Origin of the sequence: Paenibacillus sp. BK033, assembly GCF_004345425.1 — a bacterium.
Taxonomy (GTDB): Bacteria; Bacillota; Bacilli; order Paenibacillales; family Paenibacillaceae; genus Pristimantibacillus.
This window is the reverse complement of sequence record NZ_SLVP01000001.1, coordinates 499,594-523,064: the sequence shown is the minus strand read 5'-3', so window position 1 is coordinate 523,064 and position 23,471 is coordinate 499,594. Positions and strand designations below refer to the sequence as shown.

The window sequence follows — 23,471 nt, the reverse complement described above, 5'->3', positions numbered from 1 at the left end:
CTGATGTCCGAGCTAATCATGCACTTTGTAACTCCGCCTATTCCTTATTTCATAGATAATGGAAAGCATACTTTTTTGCCGGGAGAACGGCATGTAAGCAGATATGCGATCAACGTATTCGATATCATTATCGTCACCAAGGGGAAGCTGTTCATTGGCGAGAATAATAAGGAGTGGACCATACATAAAGACGAAGCGATTATATTAAGACCCGATGCTTATCATTACGGCACCGCTTCCTGCGAAGAGGAGACGGAAATTACCTGGATTCATTTTCAAACGTTTGGCGCCTGGGACGAAATGAAAGGCATAAACGAATGCCTGGAAAACCAAATGACGTTATTTGAAAAGCATAAACAGAAAGCCTATCTCCACCACTGCGAATTAAGCTCGATCTTTATACCGAAAAAATTAAAGCTGTCCGGCAAATCGATGAATGATCTCACGGCGTTTTATTCCCTGGATAATGATCCGCGTTCGCTCCGCAATTGGCGGAAACAAACGGCTTTCCAGACCTTTATGCAAAATATTAATCACGATTCGGGATTAGCAACAAATTCAACCGCCATTCATCTTGCCGAGAAGATTGAATTGTATATCCGCCAGAATTATACCTCCAAGATCACGAACCCCGTACTAAAGGCTGAATTTAACTACCATCCCAACTACTTAGCCAAATGCATGTTGAAGGTCTATGGCTTAACTCCCATTGATTACCTGCTTCAGTACCGAATCGAGCAAGCGAAAAAGCTCCTCATTCAAACGGACTGGTCCATTGCCCGCATTGCGGATGAGGTTGGTTTCAGCAACCCTGCCTATTTCTCTTCCGTCTTCACGAATAAACAAGGAAACTCACCGGCAAACTTTCGAAAAAAGGAATGCCGAAAGCCTGAAATATCTTAGGACAAAAAAAACGGAAGCTGGCTATCGCATATCCAGCTTCCGTTTTTTTATGTTAAATTCTAATTTCCGTACTTATAAATTGATCATCGATAAAGAATAGACTCTTAACGATTTCCCCTGCTTGCGAAACAAATATAAGTCCTTTTTCCAGCATCACATACCTGGTTGGATAGGCGGCATAACTCGTAATCCTCCAGCCCTTCCCTTCCGGCTCGATAAAGCCATTGACGCATCTGATTTCTCCTTCGGTGTCCGTATACAGGTAGGTTGTCGAACCAAACCCGAGCATATAGGCAACGAGCTCTTCGCCCATATCCCAGTCGTCGCCTTCAATGTTGGAAAAAAGACGGCTGAACAAGGGGTCGCCCGACTTTTTGAAAATCGATTGCCCAAAGCGGTTTCGGGATAATTCGGGCATATTCAAATTTGGAGCTGCAATGCTGTACGTAGAGGCTGCCTCTCCGGGTTTGAGCTTACGGATTGTCGAATGCACATTCCAATCGTAACAATTAAACACGGCCATAGTTGCCCGGTAACCTGCTTCCAGTAATTTGGGATCCCCAAGCGTTTCGTAAGAAGAGCGGGCAGCGCCCGCCACTAGTCCTCCCCATAGCGAATGCGTCATAAAGGATAAAGCCTCCCACCATCGATCCGGAGCATTTGCTCTATAGTCGTTGCTAAATCCAATGTTCGCGATAATCAAAGGCGCATACAATTCGGCTTCATCCGTTAGCTTAGCTAAGCATAGCGCTTCACACGTAGGACCAAATCCCGCATTATCGTAGAAATGCTCCGTCACGGCTCCTTGATAGCCTTGCGAGCCTAGCTTTAATCCTTCCACGAATCGTATCCATAACCCATGTAGTTTATCATGCCAATACATAATCTCTTTCTTGTTCAAATCCTCTAGCAGGTCCGCGATATAAAGTATAAATACGCCTACAAGCTGCGATTCCTCTTTTTCCCGTTTATTGCTGTGACCATCCGGATCAAGCCTCATGCACATGACTTCGGCAGCCCACGTCAGATACGTTTCCGGATTTGCATGAGACAATAAGGACCGATCGCATTTGGATAATAAATAATAGACGTGACCAATGTAATCGAAATCATAAATGCGGTAGAAGGAACCGTAAAGCGTCTTGGGGATCTTAAAATCCCCTTCCTCAAACCAATGATGTTTTAGATCCAGGAATGCGGAAGCCTCCACCGCCTGAACTTCTTTCGTTACCGGGGGAGCGAGAAGATTTTTCATCAGAATGAATGTTAATTTACCAAGCGATTCTCCTTGGTTGGATAAAGGCATAAAGGCATAAGGACGATTGGATTCCGGTGCCGCGTTAAAGCTGTTGCTGCATAGCCAAGCAGCTCTTTTTTCCAGCAGAATATGAATCGGTTCAAGCACGTTTCCAACCAATACATCGCATTTTCCGTTAGCGAAGGCAGCCTCCAGCTTAATCTCTCCCGCTGACTTCAGCGGTATAACCATACGTAAACGTTTAGATTTTTCGTTGGAAACCAACAATTTGAATTCATTCGTAATGTCGGTTTCCTGTATGGTGCCTGCTTCGTCCACGACGCTGATCATTTTCGCCGAGAGCAGAGCTTCCTTCTCCGGCAGCCTCACTTCGGCAAAAAACTTTCCGTCCGTCGTGGTCACATGCGAATAGGTCCAATGCGGGTGCCCGTATTGTTGCGCCTTTGCGTAAAAGTCCTCTTGGTCTTGAAACGGGGTAAACGCGAATGACCATATTTTTTCTGCCGAAGGTTCAAGCGTAAGTGGGGAGTAGTCTCCGCCATAGATCCAATCATTCTCTGCAGACGGACCCATCGAGCTTCCATCTTCAACAAACGACAACCGGTGATAGAGCATTCCATCCAAAGATGGCGACACCTGTTCTAAAAAACGGTTTAAGTAGCTGCAATAAGTCCCAAAAGCGGTCACACGCTCGCCCGTGCTATAGATGGCCAGATGCGGAGCCTCATTGCTTCTGCGCATTGCGGCAAACTTGGAGAAATCCCCGCCCAAATGAGGAAACACAGCACATGAATGCTTCATGTTCTTCAATACATCCGGATCGCGGAACATGATGTAGGCAAGGGAAAACCAACTATGAAATCCATTTACCTTTATAGAATAATCGGTAGGGTTCGAACAACGGATATTCCATCTCCATTCGCCGTTATGATTAAGCAGATACTCATACTCGACTTTAAATTTATTATGCAAAAAAATGACGGCAGCCGACTTATCATCCACGAAATGAATTTGAGGCTGTAAGTTAACGCTTTCAATTTTTTCATCATCAATGACAGCACTCCACTGCCCAAACCGCTTATCCTGACTTGAGTAGCCGGCGTCCTTTGCATATTGCGCATCGATAACCCAGTTCATCCTGTCCGGATCCCCAGTCAGAAATAAAGACTCTACCGTGCCTTGCGGAGATAAGTGTACTTCAAAAGTATCATTACGAAGCAGTTTCAAGTTCTCACTCCTAGTGTTGTAATCTAAACGTTTAAATTATAGAACCATCTTATCATAGCGTAATAAGCCCCAGCAAGTGTTTTATATACCATGCCAAATACGATGAATAACGGCTGCTTTCGCCCTCTTTCCTCTATTTTAATAGCACCTGACTAAGAAAGTGATAAAACTAAGAAGATCCAAATCTGATGTTAATCGATTTACCTTTTTCCCAATAAAAAAAGAGACCGCTTTGAACGATACAGTCTCTTGCCGAAATCTAAGATCCTATTTAAGGGGCATCCTCGGTGCGGCTACGGATTCCCGCTCGATTAATTTACACAAAGGAGTTTCTTCCGTTTTCTCGTTGGTTCCGTTAATCCGATTATAAAGGGCCTTCATAGCTAATGTGCCCATATCGTGTAACGGCAGATCCATGGTTGTGATTCTGGGACTGAGATAAGCGCTGAATTCCCGATTATCAAAGCCTACGATAGAGAGATCCCTTGGAATAATCACCCCTTGCTCAGACGCAGCCCGCAATGCCCCCGCTGCCATCAGATCATTCATAATAAGAATGGCCGTCGGCGGGTCCTGCAGCTTCATCAGCTCGGACGCAAGATGATAGCCTGAGTCCAAGCCCCAGTCGCCTACTTTAATAAACTGAGGGTCAAATGGCAATTGAAATTCGGTTAATGCTTTGTAATATCCATTAAATCGCAGCCTGGATGGTATTGAATCCATTAAACCGCTTATAATCGCAATTCGCGAATGTCCCTTTCCAACCAGATATTTAATTGCATCATAAGAAGCCTGTTCATCATTGTATTGGATCGAGCACTCGTTTTGCGCGTAACAATAGGTATATACGATAGGTTTATTATACGTATTGATCAACCCCGTCAAGTCGCGGGGATGCACGCCTATGTAAATGATTCCCTCTACTTGCTTGGATAAGAGGTTCGATACGGCCTCTTGCGCATGCTTTTGGTAACGATCGGTGTCCGCGTAATCATACCCCACTCTTTTTTGAAGCCGGAGGTTGGTCAGCAGAATATGCATGTCGTTCTTCTCGGCATATTCGTTAATTCCGTCGATGATTTCGGGTACGTTAAAGACGGTTACGTCCTCAGCGATTACCCCAATCGTATTCGTTCTTTTACTCTTTAGGCTTTTTGCAATATCATTTGGCCTGTAATTAAGCTCCTCGATTACTTTTAAGACCCTTTCTTTCGTCTTGGGCCTTACATTGCGGGTGCCATTCAATACATAGGAGACGGTTGCCGTGGATACGTTCGCTCGCAATGCGATATCTTTAATCCCGATTTTTTCCATGAACTTCACCCTTTTTAAACGTTTCACATTATTCTATTGTTATATCATTAACAGAATTAACAATCAAGCCATTCCCTTTCAAGCAGCCGCGGATAAGATCATGTTTTCCAAATTTCGAATCTCCGTAACCGCCATTAGGCAAGGTGATGTGCTGATTACGCTATTTCGCCAACCGATTATCCGTCATTTTAATGGCTCCCCTCGCATCGACAGTCTGAAACTCTTAGAGATTGTTAAACGTTTAGAACATTATATGATGACAAGACAGGTGATTTCAATCAGAAAAGGCAAATTGACACAATAAATACCAGCCCCAGTCTCAACGATAGTAATTCGGTCCCAAATTCGGTGAAGTAATAGCGGAGGCATATGAATGAAGTCAAAAAAGTCGACAGAAAAAGTTCTGCCGACCTGTTGAAGGCTAATGACTCTGTAATGATGATACCTTGTTAAAGCCTGGCGAAGGTGATGTAATCGACTTGGACAGGCTCCGCCGATTCGATGCGTAGTGCCCGGTTGATCTGTCCCCGGTGATATTGCCCGTGCAAGAGAACCTGCAGCAGAATGTCCCGGACGGACGTTCGGAACGGATCCCCGCTCTGGTTGGCATAGTCGACCATCTCGTCCAATTGGGAATCCTCAAGCCCTTCGATATAGACGCGATATTGCTCGGCGTTTAGTTCGAACATGGTGCGGATCGCCGTCAGGTCTTCCGTCTCCTCCCATAGCGAATATTGCGCGCTGCCCTTGCCCTGCAGCCGGGAGAGCCAGACTTGTTCCGCGACCGCGACATGACGAACCAGCTTCAAAAGGTCCTTGTTCTTCGTCTTACTCTCCTCGAGCGCATCCAGGATGCGTCCGTCCGCCCAGTACAGGTGTTCCATCATCAGCTTGATTGTCTTCATATCGGTTTCCCCCTCATCGTCTCATCCATGACTTGAACCTAATTTCCCTTAAAAAAACTTGTTTCCATCATACTACCACAATTTGCAATCCTTCTGCCCGATAACGTAATAAGAACAAGATGCCGCTGTCATAGCCGTCCGCATCTTGTTCTTAATACGCTAAGTCACTCTTCTATCGCCTGGTAGACCGTGGTCCTGAAGTCGTGGATAACCCTCGCCGAATCCGGGGTGTACATTCCGACTTGGGTGAGCAAAATCCCGGTGAGCTGTTTATCCGGGTCGGCGTAGGTCGAAGTCCCGCTTCCACCATCCCAGCCGAACTGGCCGATAGACGCGTAGTCGCCACGGTAGGTGCGAACCGCCATCCCCATGCCCCAACCGCCGTGCTGACCTTGGCCGAATGAAATATGCACGTTATTGGCGGCCATGGCGTTTCTGGCAGCCTGTTGCTCTGGCGTGAGGCGGTTGGTCGTCATCAGCTCGACGGCTGGCCTCGACAAAATTCGTTCCCCTTCGTGCATCCCGTGATTTAGCAGCATCTTGAAGTAGGCATGGTAGTCATCGACGGTTGAGACTAGACCGCCACCGCCGCCCTGGAACGCCGGAGGCTGACTATGACGGCCCCCTTTCGCCTCGTCCCATACCAAAAAAAACAAGGAGCAGCTGCCGCAGCCATCGCTCCTTGTTCATTTAACTGTAAAAACCTCAGATCGTTAAATCGTTTTCCGATTTTATGCGAATCGCTTCTTGTAATAGTCTTTGCAGGACAGAAGAAAAGACGGCGATGACGATAGAGGCGAAAATGATGGTTGAAGCCATGGGTAGGAAACTGGGAGGGTCAACCCTCTTTGCCATCAGATAGTAGAGTGGCATACCTAGCAAGTACAAAGCACTGATTGTGACGGCGCAGTATTTAATCTTTGTTAAAGCCCTTACCGATAAATCCGAGAACGCATGTTTCTTATCTATATAGCCTAAAAGCTTATAGGCTTGATATAGAGCAAAATAAAAAGGAATTGCTGCCGCATACATATCGACGAAAACAAGAAATTTCATATAAGCAATATCCGGATACGATTCCCCGGCAAAATTCCCGATCCAAGGCACCAAAAATAGGCACACGGCAAGAACCGGGATTGCAATGAGAATAACCGCCATCTTCAAAAAGAGGGTTGTTCCCCGATTCATAAGAGCACCTCACTAATATTATCAATAAAACGAAATTAACACATTTTTTATTGTTTTACAATAAATAATAATTGTTTTTAATTTCTTTTTTGTTGAATAAACGAATGAACACTACTGTATTGCAAAATAAGAAAAAGCCGCATTTTTTGCGGCTTTCCATGCTTTATATCGTTTTTTGTGGCCATGGACCTTATTTATCAATCGAGCCGAGCTCTTTTAATAGCCTGATCAATACGACTGCAGCTTGCGCGCGTGTTGTTTCGGCCTTTGGGCTAAATGTATGCTCGCTTGTGCCTGACATAATATGAAGCTTAACGATTGTCCGAACGTCCTCGAGGTAAGCTGCATTTATGCTGCCTGCATCCTTGTAACCGTCCAGGCTGGCAAACTCCAACGTTGTCGGCAGCTTTTCCAGAGCTATAACCGCCGCCAGCATGCTAGTCATTTCCTCACGAGTCAACGGCTGGTCAGGCTTAAAGCTCTTGCCCGTCACAAAGTCCAGCAGTCCAAGCTTCTTCGCTTTGGCTACGTCATTGAAGTACCAAGACCCTTCCTGAACATCCTCATATGACGCCGAGCCCGCAATAGCCGTGCTCCGTCCCAATGCCCGGACTAACATGGCAGTGAATTCTGCCCTTGATACTGGCTTATTAGGATTATACTTTCTGCCGCCCATGCCATTAACGAGTCCTTTGGTTGCAGCAAGCTCAACCTCCTGCTGGCTCCAGTGCTGCTGCACATCGGTAAAGCTCACCGGATTTTGCGCGACAACGTACACGCTATTAGAGTAAGAGTTAATCATGACATACCAAACGTTATCGATCAGTACCTTCTTCGCTGCGACGAACTCGAACTTTTTCGTTGCTTCGTTAAAGCGGAACGCACCCCATTGCTCCGGGATGACCTTCATATTCTTTGGCATCGGTATGATTCTCGTAAGGGCCTGGTTGAACTGATCTGCCGTTCCAATGCTTTGACCAGTCTTGCCATTGATGATCTCAATGCTGAAATCTACAATCGAGCCTATCGCTGTACCATTAGGTAAGCCGCCTGCAAACGCCGCTTGAATGTCCTTGTCGCCCGACTTATCGGTCAAAGTAATCTTAAAGCCGATATCCTCGGCATGGAGATTGTTCTGAGCAAGCAAATCCTTCAGCCCTGGCACCAACGAAGCTAGATTAACCGGTACTTGGTAGCTGCCATAAGGCGTCTTGATCTCGATAAAAAAAGTTGAATTTTTGCCCGCAATACTGGATAAAACACTCGCCGGAATGCTGACATACGCCATACCGCCCTTAGGCGTTACATCAAGCGTAACGAACGGCTTCGATGTATCGATAGTAGCCGGATCGAGCGCGATGCCATTCTGGTCAATGACCGGAATCGTATGGACAGGTGTTGCACTACTGCCGCTAGATAAACCGATTACCGTGATGGATGCAGATTGGTCTGGAGCTGCCGCGCCGTTCAAATAAACGGTCAAGGTATGAGTTTGCGCGCTTGTCGTCGTGTTCCGTGGAATCGTGACGGTTGCTGTTGCACTAGTAGGACTGTCTACAATGGCTGTGGCCGCCATCTTTCCGTCCAGATAAACCTCCACAGTCTTACCTGTAAGATTGATTCCCGCCAGAGACACCGTAGTGATCCCCCCAGTGCTTGCAAAGCTTGATGGGGCTGCGGTTATGTCGGTAATTGCAGGAACCGGTACTGGGTTAATTGTACATAGCACGTAGTTGCTGGACAGATCAGGGTCATGTTGATCGGATTGGATAACATTCATACTGAACGAGCTTGAGTCCAGCGAGGTTACTGCAGCAGTAATGGTAAGCGTAGCTTCCGCAGCGACTGTTCCGACCGTCCATACTCCGGTACTCGGATCATATGTGCCTTGTGACGGTACAGCGGAAACCAAGGTCACACCTGCCGGAAGCAGGCCGCTGACTGCTGCATGTGTTGCGGCATTAGGCCCTTTATTCGTTAATGTTGTTGTATAAGTAACCATACTCCCCAATGTAGGAGTTGATTCATCTACTATTAATTCCACTTCCAAGTCGGCTTGCTGTGGTGTGATCGTTCTAGACGTAGAGTTATTAGCTGAAGCAGGGTCTGGTTGATCAGAATGCAACACCGTCATAGTATACGTGCTTGGATCAGGTGAAGAGATGACTGCAGTAATCGTCAGTGAAGCTGACTGTCCTGCCTGAACGGCCCCGATTGACCATACCCCTGTACTCGGATTGTAGGTGCCTTGGGAAGGAGCAGCTGAATCAAAGGTTACACCTGCCGGAAGCATTGCGCTGACTGATACATTTGAAGCATCATCAGGGCCGGCATTTGATAAAGCGGCTGAATAGGTTATCGTATCGCCTACATTGGGTGCTGCAGGCCCTGTTAGTATTAATCCTAAATCAGCTTGCTCAGGTAATAGGGTAATAGAAGCCGCGTTATTATCCATGTTCAAGTCGTCTTGTTCCGCAGAGACCGTGGCAGTGAATGTACGCGGAAGGGCATCGACTCTACCCGTAATTTGAAGTGTATAGCTACCTGGCGAAACGGTCCCTACTCTCCAGTCCCCTATACTCGGATCATACGAGCCCTGTGAAGGCGCAGCGGATACGAAGGTTACACCTTCGGGAAGCATAGCATTCACTTTTACATTTGTCGCATCATCAGGGCCGGCATTTGTTAAATTCGCTGTAAAGACAATTAGATCTCCCACAGTTGGAGTTGCATCGTTCACGGCAACCTGCATCTGTAAATCAGCTTGCTGCGGGCGGATTGCTCGGTTGATTTGAAGCGTATATGTCAACTCATAAGCATCAGGTAACGAACAAGGCTCCACGCAAGAAGTCGGAACCGCCGCGCCGGTGCTTGTAACCTTAATAGGGATTAGGTTATCTCCTTCGTCCAAATCAATCGTTTCCAACGCGGTTCCGTTGTTGATCGAAGACACGCTCCCTTGCGCGTCCACGTATACGGTCACTTGATCTACTCCATTTGGTACATTGCCCGAATAAAATAATTGATCACTAGCGAAAGACGGCTCGAGCACCACCGGATCGCCGTTATCCCGATCAGATCCTGCCGTAACCTTGAGCGTATCCAAAGTAATTCGATCGAACGTCGTGCGAAGCATAGGGTAGGTCAATCCTTCGAATATTCCCCATTCGCTATCGTCTCCAGCCCCGCTGGTGAAGTACCAGTCTGTAAAGCTGGCGCGTCTCTTCATGTCCGCTTCGGTTAGAGCCTGTCCTCCTGCCGAAGTGCTGGTCAAGGTTGAATTATAGTAGCTTTTTTCGACTGACAAATATCCCTCCATCTTGCCGTTTAATCCACCGACGTCAGCTGATCCGGTTACTTTGGCAGAAGAGTAAGCATAACGTATAGCATCACCGGGCATCCCGGACGAATACCCGGTCAAACCACCCAACATCTCATCGCCTTTGATGGTTCCGGTTACGTATACATATTCGATTAGAGAACCTTCGTTATATCCAATCAACCCGCCGATATAATCGCCGGTGTAAGAATCGATATTTACGTTAACCAACCCGACATTTCGAATGTCGGCATTGGAAGCGTAACCGAACAATCCGAGATCATTTGTGCCAGCCCCGCCCGTGTCTATCGTCAAATTCGAAATCGTGTGTCCGTCTCCATCGAACACGCCGGTGAAAGGCTCGTTCGGCGACCAACTCCCGATCGGCTCCCAGTTCTCCCCGGATAAATCGAGATCCGTGCCTAACCGATAGGCCGCATCCAGATCGTCACTTATTTCTTTTAATTGTTCGATGCTTGAGATAATATAAGGATTCCCAGTAGTTCCATCTCCTTCACCGGAGAACGCAGCATACACTTTGCGACCTCCCCCATACAACGTTGCCGAACTCATGAGGATAACCACAACAAGCAACAATACCAACCATCTACGATTGAACAAAACCCGACAGCCTCCCTCTACTTATTTCAATGAAAAATATGTTAATTATTGTGATTTAATATAAACATATTATGAGACATATTACTATCCCTCATAGCGAGGATTGTTTCTATTTTTATACCGGGGAAATAGGAATATAAGGCAGGAGTATCGGTCTTGATCTGATCTCCCCACCAATAAAAAACGCAACCTGTAATGGTTGCGTAAAAGTTAAAAATACGATTGTCGCTTGGTGGGAACTGGGGTATCCCTTTGGTATGCCCAAATCAGCTATGCGTTTTTTCGTGGAAGCTCCACGATTTCGACCGCATATGGATCCATGATTAAGGCATGGTCAATATCTCTATGGTTAATGATACTTCGATATATCCGGTCAAGCTGCACTGTCTGTTGCTTTCGCGTAAGGTTCATTAAGAACAAATATCGTGTTGATTCATTCGCGCGCAATGAGATTTGAACACCTTCCGGCAATCCAGAGAAGAAGTGAATTCCAGATTTCTCTGCCGCAGCCTGGAAGAAGTCTACATAGAAATCTTCCTCGGGAAACGTTCCCAAATAGTAAACCTTCCCTTTACCCAAAGCGTGAACGGTTGCTGCAGTCTGACCGGCGAAGAAATCGTCTTCATAATAGGCTATCGGTTCCGCGCTTTGAGGTGTTAATATGTCGCACCATTGACTGCAGGAATAAGACTTGTTCTGCCAGCGAATAGTATGGGCATCTCTTCCAATCGGATCATACTCAGCTACAACGACCCCCGCAGCATCGGCAAACGGTCCGGGTAAAGGGCGAATCCAACATACATTATTTTGATTCTTCACACCAGTACGAGGCATCAATACGAGAGTTGCCCCATTCTTTACGTATTCCTCCATACGAGACGCGAGCTCCGGGTCGAGCAAAAAGAGGGAAGGAGCCACAATGAGCTTATATCCGCTTAGATCTTCATTCTCGTTCAGTACATCTGTCATAATGCCTAGTTTAGTGAAGGCGCGATGAATCGTTTTTATATTATCGAAATAATCCATTCCATCTACTTGAGGCTGCATCTGAAACGCGTTATATTGATCATGCGAATGAAGGATGACCGCTTCGCTCTGTACCTTTGTTCCTTCTAAGAGCGGAGCAAGTTTCTGTACTTCTTGGCACAGTCCACGATATTCTTCGAATCGCCTGCCGGGCACATTGCTATGGTCAATCAGCCCGTGCCAGAATTGTTCTGCTCCCGACGGAGCGCTCCGCCATCGGAAGTGGACCAAAGTATCCGCACCACGCGCGATGCATTGCCAAGCAAACGCTCGAATAAATCCAGGATGCGGCGTACGCCACATCGGCATCCAGCAGCCTGGAGGACCGCTAATGGTCTCCATGATCCAGAAATTTTGCCTTTTGATTCCGCGCGTCAAATCCAAGGTCAATGCCCCGCTGTATCCACTCGCAACAGTTTTTTCGGGACTTGTACTCGGATAGTAATCAAGGGAAACCAAATCTAAATTTTCGCAAAGCTTATAGTAATCCAAGCTCATCGGATAACTCCAAATGTTATGGGTAACGAAATGGTTCGGGCAATGCTCCTTCAAGATGTTCAATTGCATCTGTTGGAATTCAACCACAGAAGCGGTCTCGAAACGTTTGTAGTCCAGTAAATAAGATGGATTCTTATGTCTAGTACCCCCAAGCGGGGTAGTGATCTGTGACCAATCGCTATATTCACCGCTCCATACCACTGTACCCCAAGCCGCGTTGATTGCGTCGATCGAACCATACTTATCCTGCAGCCAAGTCCGAAACCGCAAATTGCAATGCTCGCAATTGCACTCCTGCAATCCGAACTCGTTATCAATCTGCCAACCGATAATTGCTGTATTATTCGCATAATGTAGGGCAAGCTTCTCCACGATTAATGCTGAGTAACGCCTCATGGATGGGCTGTTAAAACATCGGTGCCCCCGAACTCCGGGATAGTGTGGATGTAGCTGATGGTCTATCGGCAACACGTCCGGATACTCCTTCACCAGCCAGTTAGGCGGTGTGCAGGTCGGCGTTCCGATGACCACCTGTATCCCATGTCTTGCGAATGTATCGATTGCATCATCGAGCCACGCGAAATCGTAACAACCTTCTGTCGGCTCTAGTCTAGACCACGCGAATTCAGCAACACGAATCAGGCTGATGCCTGTATCTTGCATGAGCTTCGCATCTTCCTCCCACATGGAGCGGTCCCAATGCTCCGGATAGTAATCCATTCCCATTCTCATCTGATAATTCTCCATTTCCAATATCATTATTTTGCTTGCTATTCATTCAATAGATTAATTATATTATTTATAAAAAGAGCATTAAATCACATTTTTTTGCTTTGCATATCACAATTTTGCTATTTGAGGTGAGATCATTGCGCATAAATCACTTTGTTCCGGATCCGCGATTCGAACGCTTTCCCTGTTACCCAGAATCATTTGGCCACTATGCAAACGAGCTAGAACATTACGAGAACCGGCCGAATGGACTTACCACATACAACTGGCATATCGTTCGGGCGGGTAAGGGATACGTTCGGATCGGAGAGAAAACCGTGGAACTGAAAAGCGGCACCGGCTTTCTTTACGGACCAGGTGTGCCACAGCACTACTACGCTGACAGCATGGAGCCATGGGATATCAGATGGGTTCATTTTACGGCTCGCGGTTTGGGTGCGCTATTGCACGGACGCGGGGAACGAGAGCCTTGGCTCTTCTCGTGGGAAGGAGTCTCACGGCTTGACCAGCTGTGGTCAGAATTGTTGGACTTCCGCATGCCTCCAATGCAAGAAGGAGCAGCGAGATTATCTGCCCTTACTTACGAAATGATCGCTCTAATCGTCCAGCACGCCGAGACTATGGAGGGCATCCCTAAACCCGGAATGCGGGAAAGGCTAACCGAGGCAGCGGAGTGGATACGCTCACACTGCCGTGAGCCGCTCACGCTCGAACAGATGTCATCACAAGCTAGCTGCAGTCCATCGCATTTCAGCAGGCAGTTCCACAGCTTAATTGGAAAGACTCCGATTGAGTATTTAACGGAATGCCGTATTCTCCAATCCAAAAACCTACTGGTATCGACGAGCATGACCATAAAAAATATTGCTGAATTAGTCGGTTTTGCAAACAGTACATACTTCATTCAAAGGTTCCGAAAGTCAGAGGGAATGACTCCGGAACAATTCCGAATACTCCGGGGTGCCGGACACAACTAACCCTAACAGGAGGGTTAGGAAACAACAAAAGGGACAGCTGAAATCACTCAGTTGTCCCTAAAGTATACAGGCATCGCCTGCATTACTTGATTAGCCGGATCATCTTCCTGTTCCGACTCATCCGTGCTTGCAATTGTATGTACCTTTATTGATGTTCGACTTCTATGGAATCAATGAATCTAAGCTGATAACGACACTGCCGTGTAACTTGGGATTTCCTGCAACATCCGCTTTATTGATTTCAGTCGTTTTTGAATTAGAGAGAGACATTAAACTTACTTGGCAGAAAGCTCACTTTGTGTCACCCATTTGTGGTTTTTAACAGGTGCGCCACCCGTAGTCGGTGTATAATCCACCACATAAACGGTTGTTTGTTGGGCAGAATCAATCGTTGCTTTGGCTCCATTCATGCCCTTCATATGGTCAGCCATTAGCGTCACTTCATCCCCCTTGGCAAATGGTTTATCATCCGCATTCCTAATTTCCTCTTGAACAACCCACTTATGATTCGCAACCTTTTCCCCGCCTGTTGTCGGAACGTACGAAACGGCATAAACCGTAGTGTCGTATGCACCAACGATAGTTGCGGTCGCGCCTTTCATGCCAGGCATATGGTCATCAAGTATAACGGCTTGACTCCCCACCTTAAATTTAGGATTTTCGGCTTCTTTAAGACCTGCAGGAAGCTTATCCGAAGATGAATGTTCCATGTTCATTCCGGAATGGTTCATATTCATTCCCTGTTGACTGTTGTTTGCAGCCTTTCCTTGGTCCGAGCTTTTACCGCAAGCACTTAAAGCAACAGCCAGGATCACAGCAGCTCCGAGTATAACAATCTTCTTCATTACATTAACCCCTTCCATTGGCAATAATTCTAATCTCCTTTCATTCTAATAAATAGTTGTGTAGATCTTATGAGAACGATCATAGCGATTTAGGCAAACGAAACTCAACCGTGGTTCCTGTTCCCTTTTGGCTGCGGATTTCGATTGTACCTCCATGCGCCTCAACTAGTTTTTTTACAATCGTTAATCCAATTCCGCTCCCTCCGGAATTGCGGTCTCGGGACTTGTCCGCACGATAAAAGCGTTCAAAAACAAACGCAAGTTCTTTTTCATCAACCCCGATCCCCGTATCCGTTACCGAAATAGAAACCATGTTACCTTGCTCCGCTACAGCGACCGCAACATTCCCATCCGTTGGTGTAAATTTCAAGGCGTTGCTGAGCAAATTTGCCATAATCTGCCCAAAGCGCAACCTGTCTATAAATGCACGGACATTCCCTTGGCCTTGAAATAACAACTCCACTCCCTTATTTTTAAAGGCGGCTTGACTGGCTCCAATATGATGACGAACGATGGAATTAATATTCTCCTCTTTGAAATTCAATCTGAAGTTCGGCGATTCCACTTCGGTCAATTGTTCCAAATCGCCAACAAGGAACCGGAGCCGCTCAATCTCTTCAAAACAAGACTCCAACCGCTGGGGTGTTGGTTCCCAAACCCCTTCGATCATAGCTTCCATATGGCTTTTAAGCGTTGCTAGCGGCGTTCTTAATTCATGGGCTGCATCGGCCGTCATTGTTTTCCGCAGCTGTTCCTGAAGCAGCAGCTGATCGGCTAAATAGTTAAGCGAATGACCAAGTTCGGCCAATTCGTCTTTGCCGCTTACTTCTGTACGGGAAGTAAGTTCGCCTTGGGCCATTCGTTCAGCAACACTCCTCATCTGAATAAGCGGTGCCGTTATTCGTTTTGCCACAAAGAGGCTGATTACGATAGCAAGTACAAGTCCGAATATTGCCGTCCACAGAACCGATTGAACAAGCGCCTGCTCAAAATGCGCATCAAATGCCGGCGATGAAGCCATATTCCTATCCTGAGACTGATGCTGATACATTGAAAGGTGATAGTGGGTTTCAAGGATAAACGTAATCGTCGAAATGAGCAGAACCCCTGAAGCAATGCCAATGCATGCAATTGCGATACGGGCATATAACCCTTTCATGCGGATTCGCCTCCGGCAAACCGGTAGCCTACGGCAAAAACGGTAATCACGTATGCCGGGTTTTTAGGGTCGGACTCTATCTTTTGTCTTAGATTTTTGACATGCTGATCAATGGCACGCGCATCACCTTCGAAATCAAATCCGAGCACCTTTTCAACCAGTTCTTCTCGCGTAAAGGTTCTGCCGGGATGCCGGGCAAAAGTCAGCAACAATTTATATTCATTTGGCGTAAGAGCAATGGAAATGCGGTTTTTAAAAACTTTATGCCTTAAGGGGTGGATGGTTAGATCTCCGTTCTTAAACGTTATGATTTCAGCGAGCAAAGTATCGTCATGTGCACGGCGCAGATTAGCCTTCACTCTAGCAACCAATTCACGCGTGCTAAACGGTTTTATAACGTAATCATCTGCGCCGAGGGATAGTCCTTTCACGCGATCGTCCTCCGTTACCTTAGCCGTTAACATGATAATCGGTATCGTAGACGCCTGCCGAATTAACTTGCACACTTCCTCTCCCGACAGATCGGGAAGCATGAGATCCAAAATTACAAGATCGATATTTCCGCAGCGTACCAGATCAAGAGCGTTATTTCCTCTTTCCGCTTCAATCGTTTGAAATCCGTCTTTCCGTAAATATGATACAATGACCTCGCGAATCTTTTCTTCATCGTCTACCACCAGTATCGTCTTCATGAAATCCTCCCCGGTCGATTCACTTAACTGGCAACCGCATTGCGTAACTCTTCCATTGAAATCCGCCCAATAAACCTGGAGAACTTCTCCTTATTCTTCCCGTTTGTTTGAAAATACGCAATGAGCCTCTGAACAATGTTCATCATCCGTTCCGCATCTACCCCAGCAACGAATAATTGTGCAAAGGCGGGCTTTATTGATTTGGGTTCGCCGCCGATATAGATATCGAAGTTATCCCGCATTTTCACGACTCCGATATCTTTCAGCAGCGGCTCGCTCGTGCCGAGGGCACAACCGGCGTATCCGATTCTAAGCGGCGACGGCATTGTTATTCCCGCAATCACGCGGTTTAGCTTTTGTGCAATCTCAACCCCGGCATCTTCGGCGCCGCGACAAAAGTTACAGGTTATTAGGCTTTTGGTTACAAATCCTGCCGGATAAATTTCAAGCCCTTTCTCCGTCAGCTTTTTCTTTACTTCTTCGAAGCTTTCCTCTTCCATCTCCACATACAGCTGCTTGAAGTTTGTAAGTTCAATTCTTGCCTTCTCCCCAATAATCGACCCGAGAAGCGCAAGCTGCTCCGGTTTAAAAATGGTCCCTCCAACTTCAAAGCCAGGCGTGATCGCAAATTTCACCATCCCCATGTGTTCCTCTCCCTTTACAGTTTGACTCGCTGCAGCCGCAACGCATTCAACACAACCGATACCGAGCTTAGCGCCATCGCGGCACCCGGGACCCAAGGCGCGAGAAGTCCAACAGCTGCGATGGGTATGCCAAGCGTATTGTAGCCAAGCGCCCAGAACAAGTTTTGCTTGATATTAGCCATCGTATTGCGGCTTAAGAAAATGGCGTCGGCAATGCTAGTAAGCTCGCCGCGCCTAAGCGTCACATCAGCGGCTTCCATCGCGATATCCGTGGCCTGCGCCTATGGCGATGCCTACATCTGCGGTTGCCAGAGCCGGCGCATCGTTAATGCCATCGCCCGCCATCGCTACCTTTTTGCCTTGAGCCTGCAGTTTTTTACTTCCCTCGCCTTGCCTTCCGGCAGCACTTCGGCGAGCAAATGATCGATACCAACCTCATTTGCGATCGCTTGAGCCGTCCGCATGTTATCGCCTGTAATCATGATCATTTCAATGCCCATCTGTTTCAACTGCCGTTTTTGTTCACTGTTGCACCGATGACAGCATTGCCGGCTCTTTTCTCTACCGGGATGCTTTCGCCGGTCAGCATGGATTCGCCGATAGCGGAATTCCCCTCTACGACTTCTCCATCCACCGGGATTTTGTCGCCTGGTCTTACAAGGACGATATCTTCGATGATGACCTCTTGAACCGGGACGGTCATTTCCTGGCCATCGCGAACATATAAGCGTAATCAACATCGCGCTCGGCCTATAATGAATTGAACCGGGGTAGCCAACGCTAGCTGCACCAAAGAGTTCATCAGAAAATCAGGCAAATAAATCCATGACGTGAACGAAAAGTGGCTGACCATCAGGGGAAAAGATAACACTGCGGATATCGCTAGCTGCAGCTTTTTGCGACGAATTTCCTTCTTTTTGTAGTCGCCCGTTGCCGCTTCCTTCTCTTTGCGAATGGCTTTGTAAGCGAGCTGTTCGACCTTTCTCGTCATATCCGCTACGGAGACTTATGTCGCGTTGTATTTCGAGTGCGAAATTCAAGGATACCTTTTTCCATTGTCAATCCACCTTAGTGAAATACCCCTTGGGGGTATATATTTTTGAAAAAAATAATTACTTCTGCAGAGCCGCCTGAGGCGTCGCTAATTAATCCACTACGTCGTAGCCTTGCCCTTCAATCGCTTCTTTGATCGAATCAAGCGACACTATGGACTCGTCGAATTGAATCGTTACGGAGCCCGCATTCAAATCAATCTTACCGGATGCACCAATTTGTTTTACCGCACCTTCAACTGTATTGACGCAATGCTCGCAGGACATTCCTTCTACTTTGAGCGTTACAGTTTGCATATGGCCGCTCGCCTTATAGTTTGATCAATTTATTCATGGTAACCATAAGCTCTTTGAGAACCTCTGTATCCCCTTCTTGAATCCGTTCGATTACGCAGCTGTTCATGTGATGCTCAAGCTGAAGCTTTCCAACGCTATTCAGCGCGGATTGAACTGCAGCGCTTTGATTCAATACGCCGTCACAATACGTATCTTTTTCAATAAGGCCTTTAATGCCGCGTATTTGTCCTTCAATAAAAGATTTAACTTGAGGTAAGATTGCTCTTTGTCTTTTCGGAGTGGTCGCATAACCTCTTCAATATAGCATACCCCCAGGGGGTATAACAATAGGCAATAAAATTTCTCCAGCATTCTACCTCGTTACTCTGTTCCCATATAGAGTCGCCAGTTAGGTTACTAATCCTCCGGCGAGAACGTAAAAACGTTTTACATGTTACATGTAAAACGCTACCGTCAATGATGCTTGGCGACAGTGCGGGAGTATACACCCCTCTGGCTCAAGAACCATTTCCACTGCGAATCCATTAATTGTAGGGCTTTTTCTTGCTTGTTATTAACGAATACAAAATACTCGTGGCTACACGAAGTTCTTGTCCTAATGCGGCGAGGTATAGAAGCTCTTGTCTTGAACAAACGATCTATACATAAAATAAAAAGCCGCAGTATATGCGACTTGGATTGTATGGATGTTCTTGTCGTTCGACAGATAAATAGCGGTTCCAACACACACTACTGTCCATGAACGCAAAAAAGCTGCCGATCATACTCCGGCAGCTTCATACACTTTTGACAATTCAATATCGTTTCACGGTACTTCAATTTCCCAATTTGAAAAAATCAGCTTGATACATAAAATACTCATCAATTTTTTCGACTATGAGCCCTCCGTTTTCTTCCGAGTTGCGTTTAACTTGAATCCATTCGATGTCTTTCTTAAACTGCTCCCAGAGCCTTTGACGCTGCGCCATATCCTTAAATTCCATCACATAATATAGTTTATTTTGGCCTGTTGCATCTATCCAGAAATTCACGACCTTCATTCCCAGTCTTGTAAAAATTTTAAACGTATGATCCTTAAATCTGTCTTGAATGGCATCCATTCGACCTTCGTAAATCGTATAGATTCGCAACTCGTATAGCATGTTATTTCCTCCCCGAATGAACCTGATTGGTAATCCAGCACGCATCTATTTCGACTTTTTAAAAATTAGATCGAGCGCAGAAGCGGCTGGGAGTGGCAAGCTGCTTCTTCGTGCATTGAACTAAAGTTTGCCTTTAGTTCAATCGGTTAAGAGAAAATCAGCTGTATAATCACTAACCTCATAGATGAAGTCCTTTATCCTTTATCCTTTATCCGTGAGATTCAGATATTTTCTTACCTTCTCTACATTCTTTCCATTACCCGCTCCAGCAAGCGAATAGTTCCAAACTTTATCGCCAAAGTAATCATTAAAGGTAATATCTAAATCATTTAGGATACGGTACGCATACTGAATAGCTTTTAGGTCCTCACGTATAACACCGACTTTAAGAAGGTCTTGAGCATTTTGTAAATCCGCACTTAAAATGTCACTTGAAAGTGGCGGAATGCCACTCCATTTTGTCCATAGCGGCCTTTAACTGTTTTTTATCAGAAACCGTGAATTGAAACTCCTCATCCGCACCCCAGCCGAGTAAATCATCTAATATCCCATGAACTACTGCGATGATTGCTTTAACCTCTACCGGCACTTCATTTAACATAGGTTTACTTTTAGCTGTGATGATTACCCCATCATCCCCATAATAGGTGCGTTTGGTATATTGGATGCATAAAACAACGGATACAACAACAATAGTAATAACGGCCAATTCCCCTAATTTAGACATCTTCACTTTCAATCACCTGCCTGTGTTTCATGGGCTCTAAATAGATATAATCCACATTTTACCATGATTAACACAAGGCTTAAATAAGCTCCTTCTTGTTCATTTATTTCAACGAGTTTATCCGTCTTCAGTGGCCAGTGTTATGCCTATTCGACGAGGCAGAATCACTTCAGGGCTTTATCCCCTTCAACAAAAATGCAACCGAACATTGTATGCCCCGGCCGCTACCTTCATATTATGCTATACTGACCGTTAACGTAATAAAACTGCCCGTTTGCATGCCGGCAGCTTTATTGGTTTAGCTTTTAACTATTGTTCTGATGTTAGCTTAAGACTGCGTTCCATTATTACAAATTAAGCAACCATAGCAGGATAGAATAACTTTATGCTTGGAGCATTGAGGGAAACCAATAGGGATGGTAGGTGCCTCATCTAAATCGTCTTTGGTCGACCAGTTTATATAATGAGCTTCATCTACAAACTCTTCTGTAAAATTGGTTGCTAACAAACGTAAGTGATTTAAATTACTTACCACTTTCTCCTCTTTAGGACTGCAATTTAACTTTTCCCCTCTGTGTCTTTTCATTGCAGAATTAATTACAGATAATAAAAATCCCTTTAACTGATCGAAATCATTTCTGGTCCAAGGCATTACTAATGCTAAATCCCACAGTTCCAGCACCTATAACTGATTGATCCCTTTGGTTCAACCACACGATAAATTCCTTCTCCCTATCTGTTACTGCTAAGTCTGACCCACTTAGTGCCAATATCTGTAGAAACACACTAGTTGCTGTATTGGACATAGTGAGTGACCCAACAATTCTTTCATCGGAATTGTCACACAACCATATTGTGTCACCCATTTAAAGGTTCACCTCGTCCTTATTCCATAGAAAACAGCAACTGAGCATCAACCCTAGTAACTGACGTATTGTTTTAAACTACTGTTCTTACGTTAGTTGAGCAACTTGCGCACCTTTAAATAATGTAGAAATAGGGCAATACCATTAACTCCTGCTATTAATAACGGATATAAAAACAAAATTGCAATAATGATTAACCCTGAAACAGGATTAGGATCATCAGCTGGATTATTTGCAGGAAGAAGAGTAACAAAGATATACACATACAAGCAGTAATATGGGAACCACATAATGGATGTCAAAAGGTTTGTTAACTTTGATGGTAAAATCAGAAGAACTAAGGGAACAAAAATAACAAATATAATAATTAGGCTTACAAAACTCATAATTAAAGTAACCCTATTTATAACGTCTATTTCAATCCCAGTAATTCGATTTATTCTATACACGTTGGCTAATAGTTCGCTAATAATAAATGGTATCCATGCAACGATAGCACTCAGAGCATTTAGCTTGATAAAATACCGTATAATCCACGCCTCCTAGAAACAGGGAATTACTACTATTCATTAGACGCTGCTGAATCAATACAGGTTGCATTAATGAAACAGGAGCAGCATTTGCCATGCTCCCTACTGACATTGAACAAGCATTCCCCGTTAACGTAACATTTAAATGAATATATCACAGAACGCCCGAAGCATTCACTTACATCTCCCGATATATGTCTCGTCCCTCGGTTATGACGATTTCCCAGTCCAAGCCTATGAAAAAAATGTAAAAAAAATGTATAAAACTAAGATGAATGTATACCCTCCCAAAATTAGTTGACTGGGATATATCTTATACAAGAAACCTTTCTTCAACCAACTTACATTATTACGATATTATATGGATGTCCATTTATCTTGTTGTTACAACTGTTCAAGATTTGAAGGTTGGAGGATATGGATTAAAATGAGAGTATTGAAGTTATCATTGATTTACGAGGAGAAGCAGCAGAATGTGCCTACGGTATACAAACAACTCCAACATGAAATGAGAAGAGAGGTTATTTAGCAACACAATAAATTGTGAACCCTGGATAAAATAAAATAGATTTGGCACGATGAAGCAACCCGAGCAAGTATCAATGTTGAAAGTAAGAACGACGGGAACTCAAGATTGAGTTCAGTTTAAAAATAGAGGCAACGCTACTAATTTCATACACTGGTCGATCCACCTGGTAAACATGTCATGTCGAACCTACGTTAAGTCCGTATTAAAAAACTACAAAATTGATGGAGGTGTTAGAACGCTTCTTACTTAATTATTAATTCATCTATTTTTGAAAGGTTATTACTTGAGCGCTTATTGAGAAAAGACTTTAGAATATATGTGTAATTTCTATTGAATTGATTATCGTATTGAAATAAAAATTCAATTATCTCTTTGTCGCTTAAACAATTTGAGCGGTAGCTACGCGGCAACTTTAATGCTGAGTATATATCGGAGATGGCCGCAATGCACCCAATTTCATTTAAATTCGTTGTACCTTGAGGATAACCACTACCATCAAGTCTTTCATGATGCGAGTAGCAAAATTGAAGTATATCCGGACCAAAATCAAGTTGTTTTAAAGCGTCATGTCCAACCTTCACATGTTCAATTACTAGCTTTCTTTCTTCAGTGTTAAGACGCTGTGAGGACTTCAAAATACTATCCGGCATTGATAATTTTCCTATGTCATGTAGCAAACCGGCTAGAAACATCCTTTCTGCATTACAGGAGGCAAGGCGAATGTTTATTGTTATATGGTAGGCAATATATCCAACAACCAGAGAATGATTAGCGGTTGCCAGATCTCGGCAACTTATGGATACGAACAGTGCTTTCCCTTTCTCCCACTCCTGCTCGCCATTGTACATATTAAACAGCTGAAGAAACAAAGATTGAGAATCCAACAAAACATCGTACATGTGACGTCCCCCTTGTAAAAAATAGGAAAGGTATGATACTGTATTAATGACATAACCTAAAAGTTTAAGTGAATTTTTACGGAAAGGAAGCTCTGGTAATTTTTCTTCTGATCTCAGCTTT

The 23,471-nt window shown here is 45.1% G+C and carries 18 protein-coding genes and 3 pseudogenes; 2 read left to right on the top strand and 19 right to left on the bottom strand.

All coding sequences use genetic code 11. The features are described from left to right. The first annotated feature begins 3 nt into the window (after positions 1-3). Complete coding sequence (locus EV294_RS02340) at positions 4-903, top strand: AraC family transcriptional regulator (RefSeq protein WP_132303411.1); 900 nt, start codon at positions 4-6, stop codon at positions 901-903. A gap of 52 nt (positions 904-955) precedes the next feature. On the opposite strand, the gene EV294_RS02335 is transcribed toward EV294_RS02340, so the two are convergent. From EV294_RS02335 to EV294_RS02305, 7 genes and pseudogenes are all read right to left on the bottom strand, one after another. After that, positions 956-3,388, bottom strand: a complete 2,433-nt coding sequence (locus tag EV294_RS02335; RefSeq protein ID WP_132303410.1) for a hypothetical protein — start codon at positions 3,386-3,388, stop codon at positions 956-958. 267 nt (positions 3,389-3,655) lie between these two features. Continuing rightward, positions 3,656-4,702, bottom strand: coding sequence for a LacI family DNA-binding transcriptional regulator (locus EV294_RS02330; RefSeq protein ID WP_132303409.1), 1,047 nt, complete (start codon positions 4,700-4,702; stop codon positions 3,656-3,658). A 449-nt stretch (positions 4,703-5,151) separates the two neighbouring features. Further along, a complete protein-coding gene (locus EV294_RS02325; protein ID WP_132303408.1) occupies positions 5,152-5,607 on the bottom strand; it encodes a DinB family protein in 456 nt (151 codons plus the stop codon). Positions 5,608-5,771: 164 nt separating this feature from the next. Beyond that, positions 5,772-6,257 (bottom strand): annotated as a pseudogene (locus EV294_RS02320) (serine hydrolase domain-containing protein); the annotation flags it as partial. A gap of 55 nt (positions 6,258-6,312) precedes the next feature. Then, complete coding sequence (locus EV294_RS02315; RefSeq protein ID WP_132303407.1) at positions 6,313-6,795, bottom strand: DUF2975 domain-containing protein; 483 nt, start codon at positions 6,793-6,795, stop codon at positions 6,313-6,315. Between the two features lie 190 nt (positions 6,796-6,985). Next, positions 6,986-10,735, bottom strand: coding sequence for an S-layer homology domain-containing protein (locus EV294_RS02310; protein WP_132303406.1), 3,750 nt, complete (start codon positions 10,733-10,735; stop codon positions 6,986-6,988). A gap of 270 nt (positions 10,736-11,005) precedes the next feature. Continuing rightward, positions 11,006-12,991: a beta-galactosidase gene (locus tag EV294_RS02305; RefSeq protein ID WP_243711543.1), complete on the bottom strand. Its 1,986-nt coding sequence runs from the start codon at positions 12,989-12,991 to the stop codon at positions 11,006-11,008. A gap of 128 nt (positions 12,992-13,119) precedes the next feature. On the opposite strand from EV294_RS02305, the gene EV294_RS31050 reads away from it, so the two are divergent. Continuing rightward, positions 13,120-13,968, top strand: a complete 849-nt coding sequence (locus tag EV294_RS31050; RefSeq protein ID WP_481856045.1) for a helix-turn-helix transcriptional regulator — start codon at positions 13,120-13,122, stop codon at positions 13,966-13,968. Between the two features lie 275 nt (positions 13,969-14,243). On the opposite strand, the gene EV294_RS02295 is transcribed toward EV294_RS31050, so the two are convergent. The 12 genes and pseudogenes from EV294_RS02295 to EV294_RS02245 form a co-directional block, all read right to left on the bottom strand. Further along, positions 14,244-14,813, bottom strand: coding sequence for a YdhK family protein (locus EV294_RS02295; protein ID WP_132303403.1), 570 nt, complete (start codon positions 14,811-14,813; stop codon positions 14,244-14,246). A 79-nt stretch (positions 14,814-14,892) separates the two neighbouring features. Beyond that, positions 14,893-15,972 carry a sensor histidine kinase gene (locus EV294_RS02290; protein ID WP_132303402.1) on the bottom strand — a complete coding sequence of 360 codons (1,080 nt, stop codon included), beginning with the start codon at positions 15,970-15,972 and terminating at the stop codon, positions 14,893-14,895. Next, a complete protein-coding gene (locus EV294_RS02285) occupies positions 15,969-16,664 on the bottom strand; it encodes a response regulator transcription factor (RefSeq protein ID WP_132303401.1) in 696 nt (231 codons plus the stop codon). The genes EV294_RS02290 and EV294_RS02285 overlap by 4 nt, the downstream gene beginning before the upstream one ends. Before the next feature lie 23 nt (positions 16,665-16,687). Continuing rightward, on the bottom strand, positions 16,688-17,308 hold the full coding sequence (locus tag EV294_RS02280) for a nitrite/sulfite reductase domain-containing protein (protein WP_132303400.1): 621 nt from the start codon (positions 17,306-17,308) through the stop codon (positions 16,688-16,690). A gap of 14 nt (positions 17,309-17,322) precedes the next feature. Next, a pseudogene (locus EV294_RS31045) lies at positions 17,323-17,820 on the bottom strand (HAD-IC family P-type ATPase); the annotation flags it as partial. Further along, entirely contained in the window at positions 17,814-18,011 is a 198-nt protein-coding gene (locus EV294_RS31040) for a P-type ATPase actuator domain-containing protein (protein WP_207918085.1), read from the bottom strand. The pseudogene EV294_RS31045 and the gene EV294_RS31040, both read right to left, overlap by 7 nt. Positions 18,012-18,453: 442 nt before the next feature. Beyond that, positions 18,454-18,657 carry a copper ion binding protein gene (locus tag EV294_RS02270; protein WP_132303399.1) on the bottom strand — a complete coding sequence of 68 codons (204 nt, stop codon included), beginning with the start codon at positions 18,655-18,657 and terminating at the stop codon, positions 18,454-18,456. A 13-nt stretch (positions 18,658-18,670) separates the two neighbouring features. Further along, positions 18,671-18,992, bottom strand: a pseudogene (locus tag EV294_RS02265) (metal-sensitive transcriptional regulator). Between the two features lie 480 nt (positions 18,993-19,472). Continuing rightward, a complete protein-coding gene (locus EV294_RS02260) occupies positions 19,473-19,799 on the bottom strand; it encodes an NIPSNAP family protein (protein ID WP_132303398.1) in 327 nt (108 codons plus the stop codon). A 427-nt stretch (positions 19,800-20,226) separates the two neighbouring features. Continuing rightward, complete coding sequence (locus EV294_RS02255; RefSeq protein WP_132303397.1) at positions 20,227-20,526, bottom strand: hypothetical protein; 300 nt, start codon at positions 20,524-20,526, stop codon at positions 20,227-20,229. 328 nt (positions 20,527-20,854) lie between these two features. Beyond that, positions 20,855-21,208: a hypothetical protein gene (locus tag EV294_RS02250; RefSeq protein WP_132303396.1), complete on the bottom strand. Its 354-nt coding sequence runs from the start codon at positions 21,206-21,208 to the stop codon at positions 20,855-20,857. Between the two features lie 1,485 nt (positions 21,209-22,693). After that, positions 22,694-23,350 (bottom strand): HD-GYP domain-containing protein, encoded by a 657-nt coding sequence (locus EV294_RS02245; RefSeq protein WP_132303395.1) that lies wholly within the window; start codon positions 23,348-23,350, stop codon positions 22,694-22,696. Between the last annotated feature and the right edge of the window lie 121 nt (positions 23,351-23,471).

Coding starts and splice junctions, on each gene's coding strand:
- EV294_RS02340 (WP_132303411.1), top strand. CDS start 4: ATGTCCGAGCTAATCATGCACTTTGTAACTCCGCCTATTCCTTATTTC.
- EV294_RS02330 (WP_132303409.1), bottom strand. CDS start 4,702: ATGGAAAAAATCGGGATTAAAGATATCGCATTGCGAGCGAACGTATCC.
- EV294_RS02325 (WP_132303408.1), bottom strand. CDS start 5,607: ATGAAGACAATCAAGCTGATGATGGAACACCTGTACTGGGCGGACGGA.
- EV294_RS02315 (WP_132303407.1), bottom strand. CDS start 6,795: ATGAATCGGGGAACAACCCTCTTTTTGAAGATGGCGGTTATTCTCATT.
- EV294_RS02305 (WP_243711543.1), bottom strand. CDS start 12,991: ATGAGAATGGGAATGGATTACTATCCGGAGCATTGGGACCGCTCCATG.
- EV294_RS02295 (WP_132303403.1), bottom strand. CDS start 14,813: ATGAAGAAGATTGTTATACTCGGAGCTGCTGTGATCCTGGCTGTTGCT.
- EV294_RS02290 (WP_132303402.1), bottom strand. CDS start 15,972: ATGAAAGGGTTATATGCCCGTATCGCAATTGCATGCATTGGCATTGCT.
- EV294_RS02285 (WP_132303401.1), bottom strand. CDS start 16,664: ATGAAGACGATACTGGTGGTAGACGATGAAGAAAAGATTCGCGAGGTC.
- EV294_RS02280 (WP_132303400.1), bottom strand. CDS start 17,308: ATGGGGATGGTGAAATTTGCGATCACGCCTGGCTTTGAAGTTGGAGGG.
- EV294_RS31040 (WP_207918085.1), bottom strand. CDS start 18,011: ATGACCGTCCCGGTTCAAGAGGTCATCATCGAAGATATCGTCCTTGTA.
- EV294_RS02270 (WP_132303399.1), bottom strand. CDS start 18,657: ATGCAAACTGTAACGCTCAAAGTAGAAGGAATGTCCTGCGAGCATTGC.
- EV294_RS02260 (WP_132303398.1), bottom strand. CDS start 19,799: ATGCTATACGAGTTGCGAATCTATACGATTTACGAAGGTCGAATGGAT.
- EV294_RS02255 (WP_132303397.1), bottom strand. CDS start 20,526: ATGTCTAAATTAGGGGAATTGGCCGTTATTACTATTGTTGTTGTATCC.
- EV294_RS02245 (WP_132303395.1), bottom strand. CDS start 23,350: ATGTACGATGTTTTGTTGGATTCTCAATCTTTGTTTCTTCAGCTGTTT.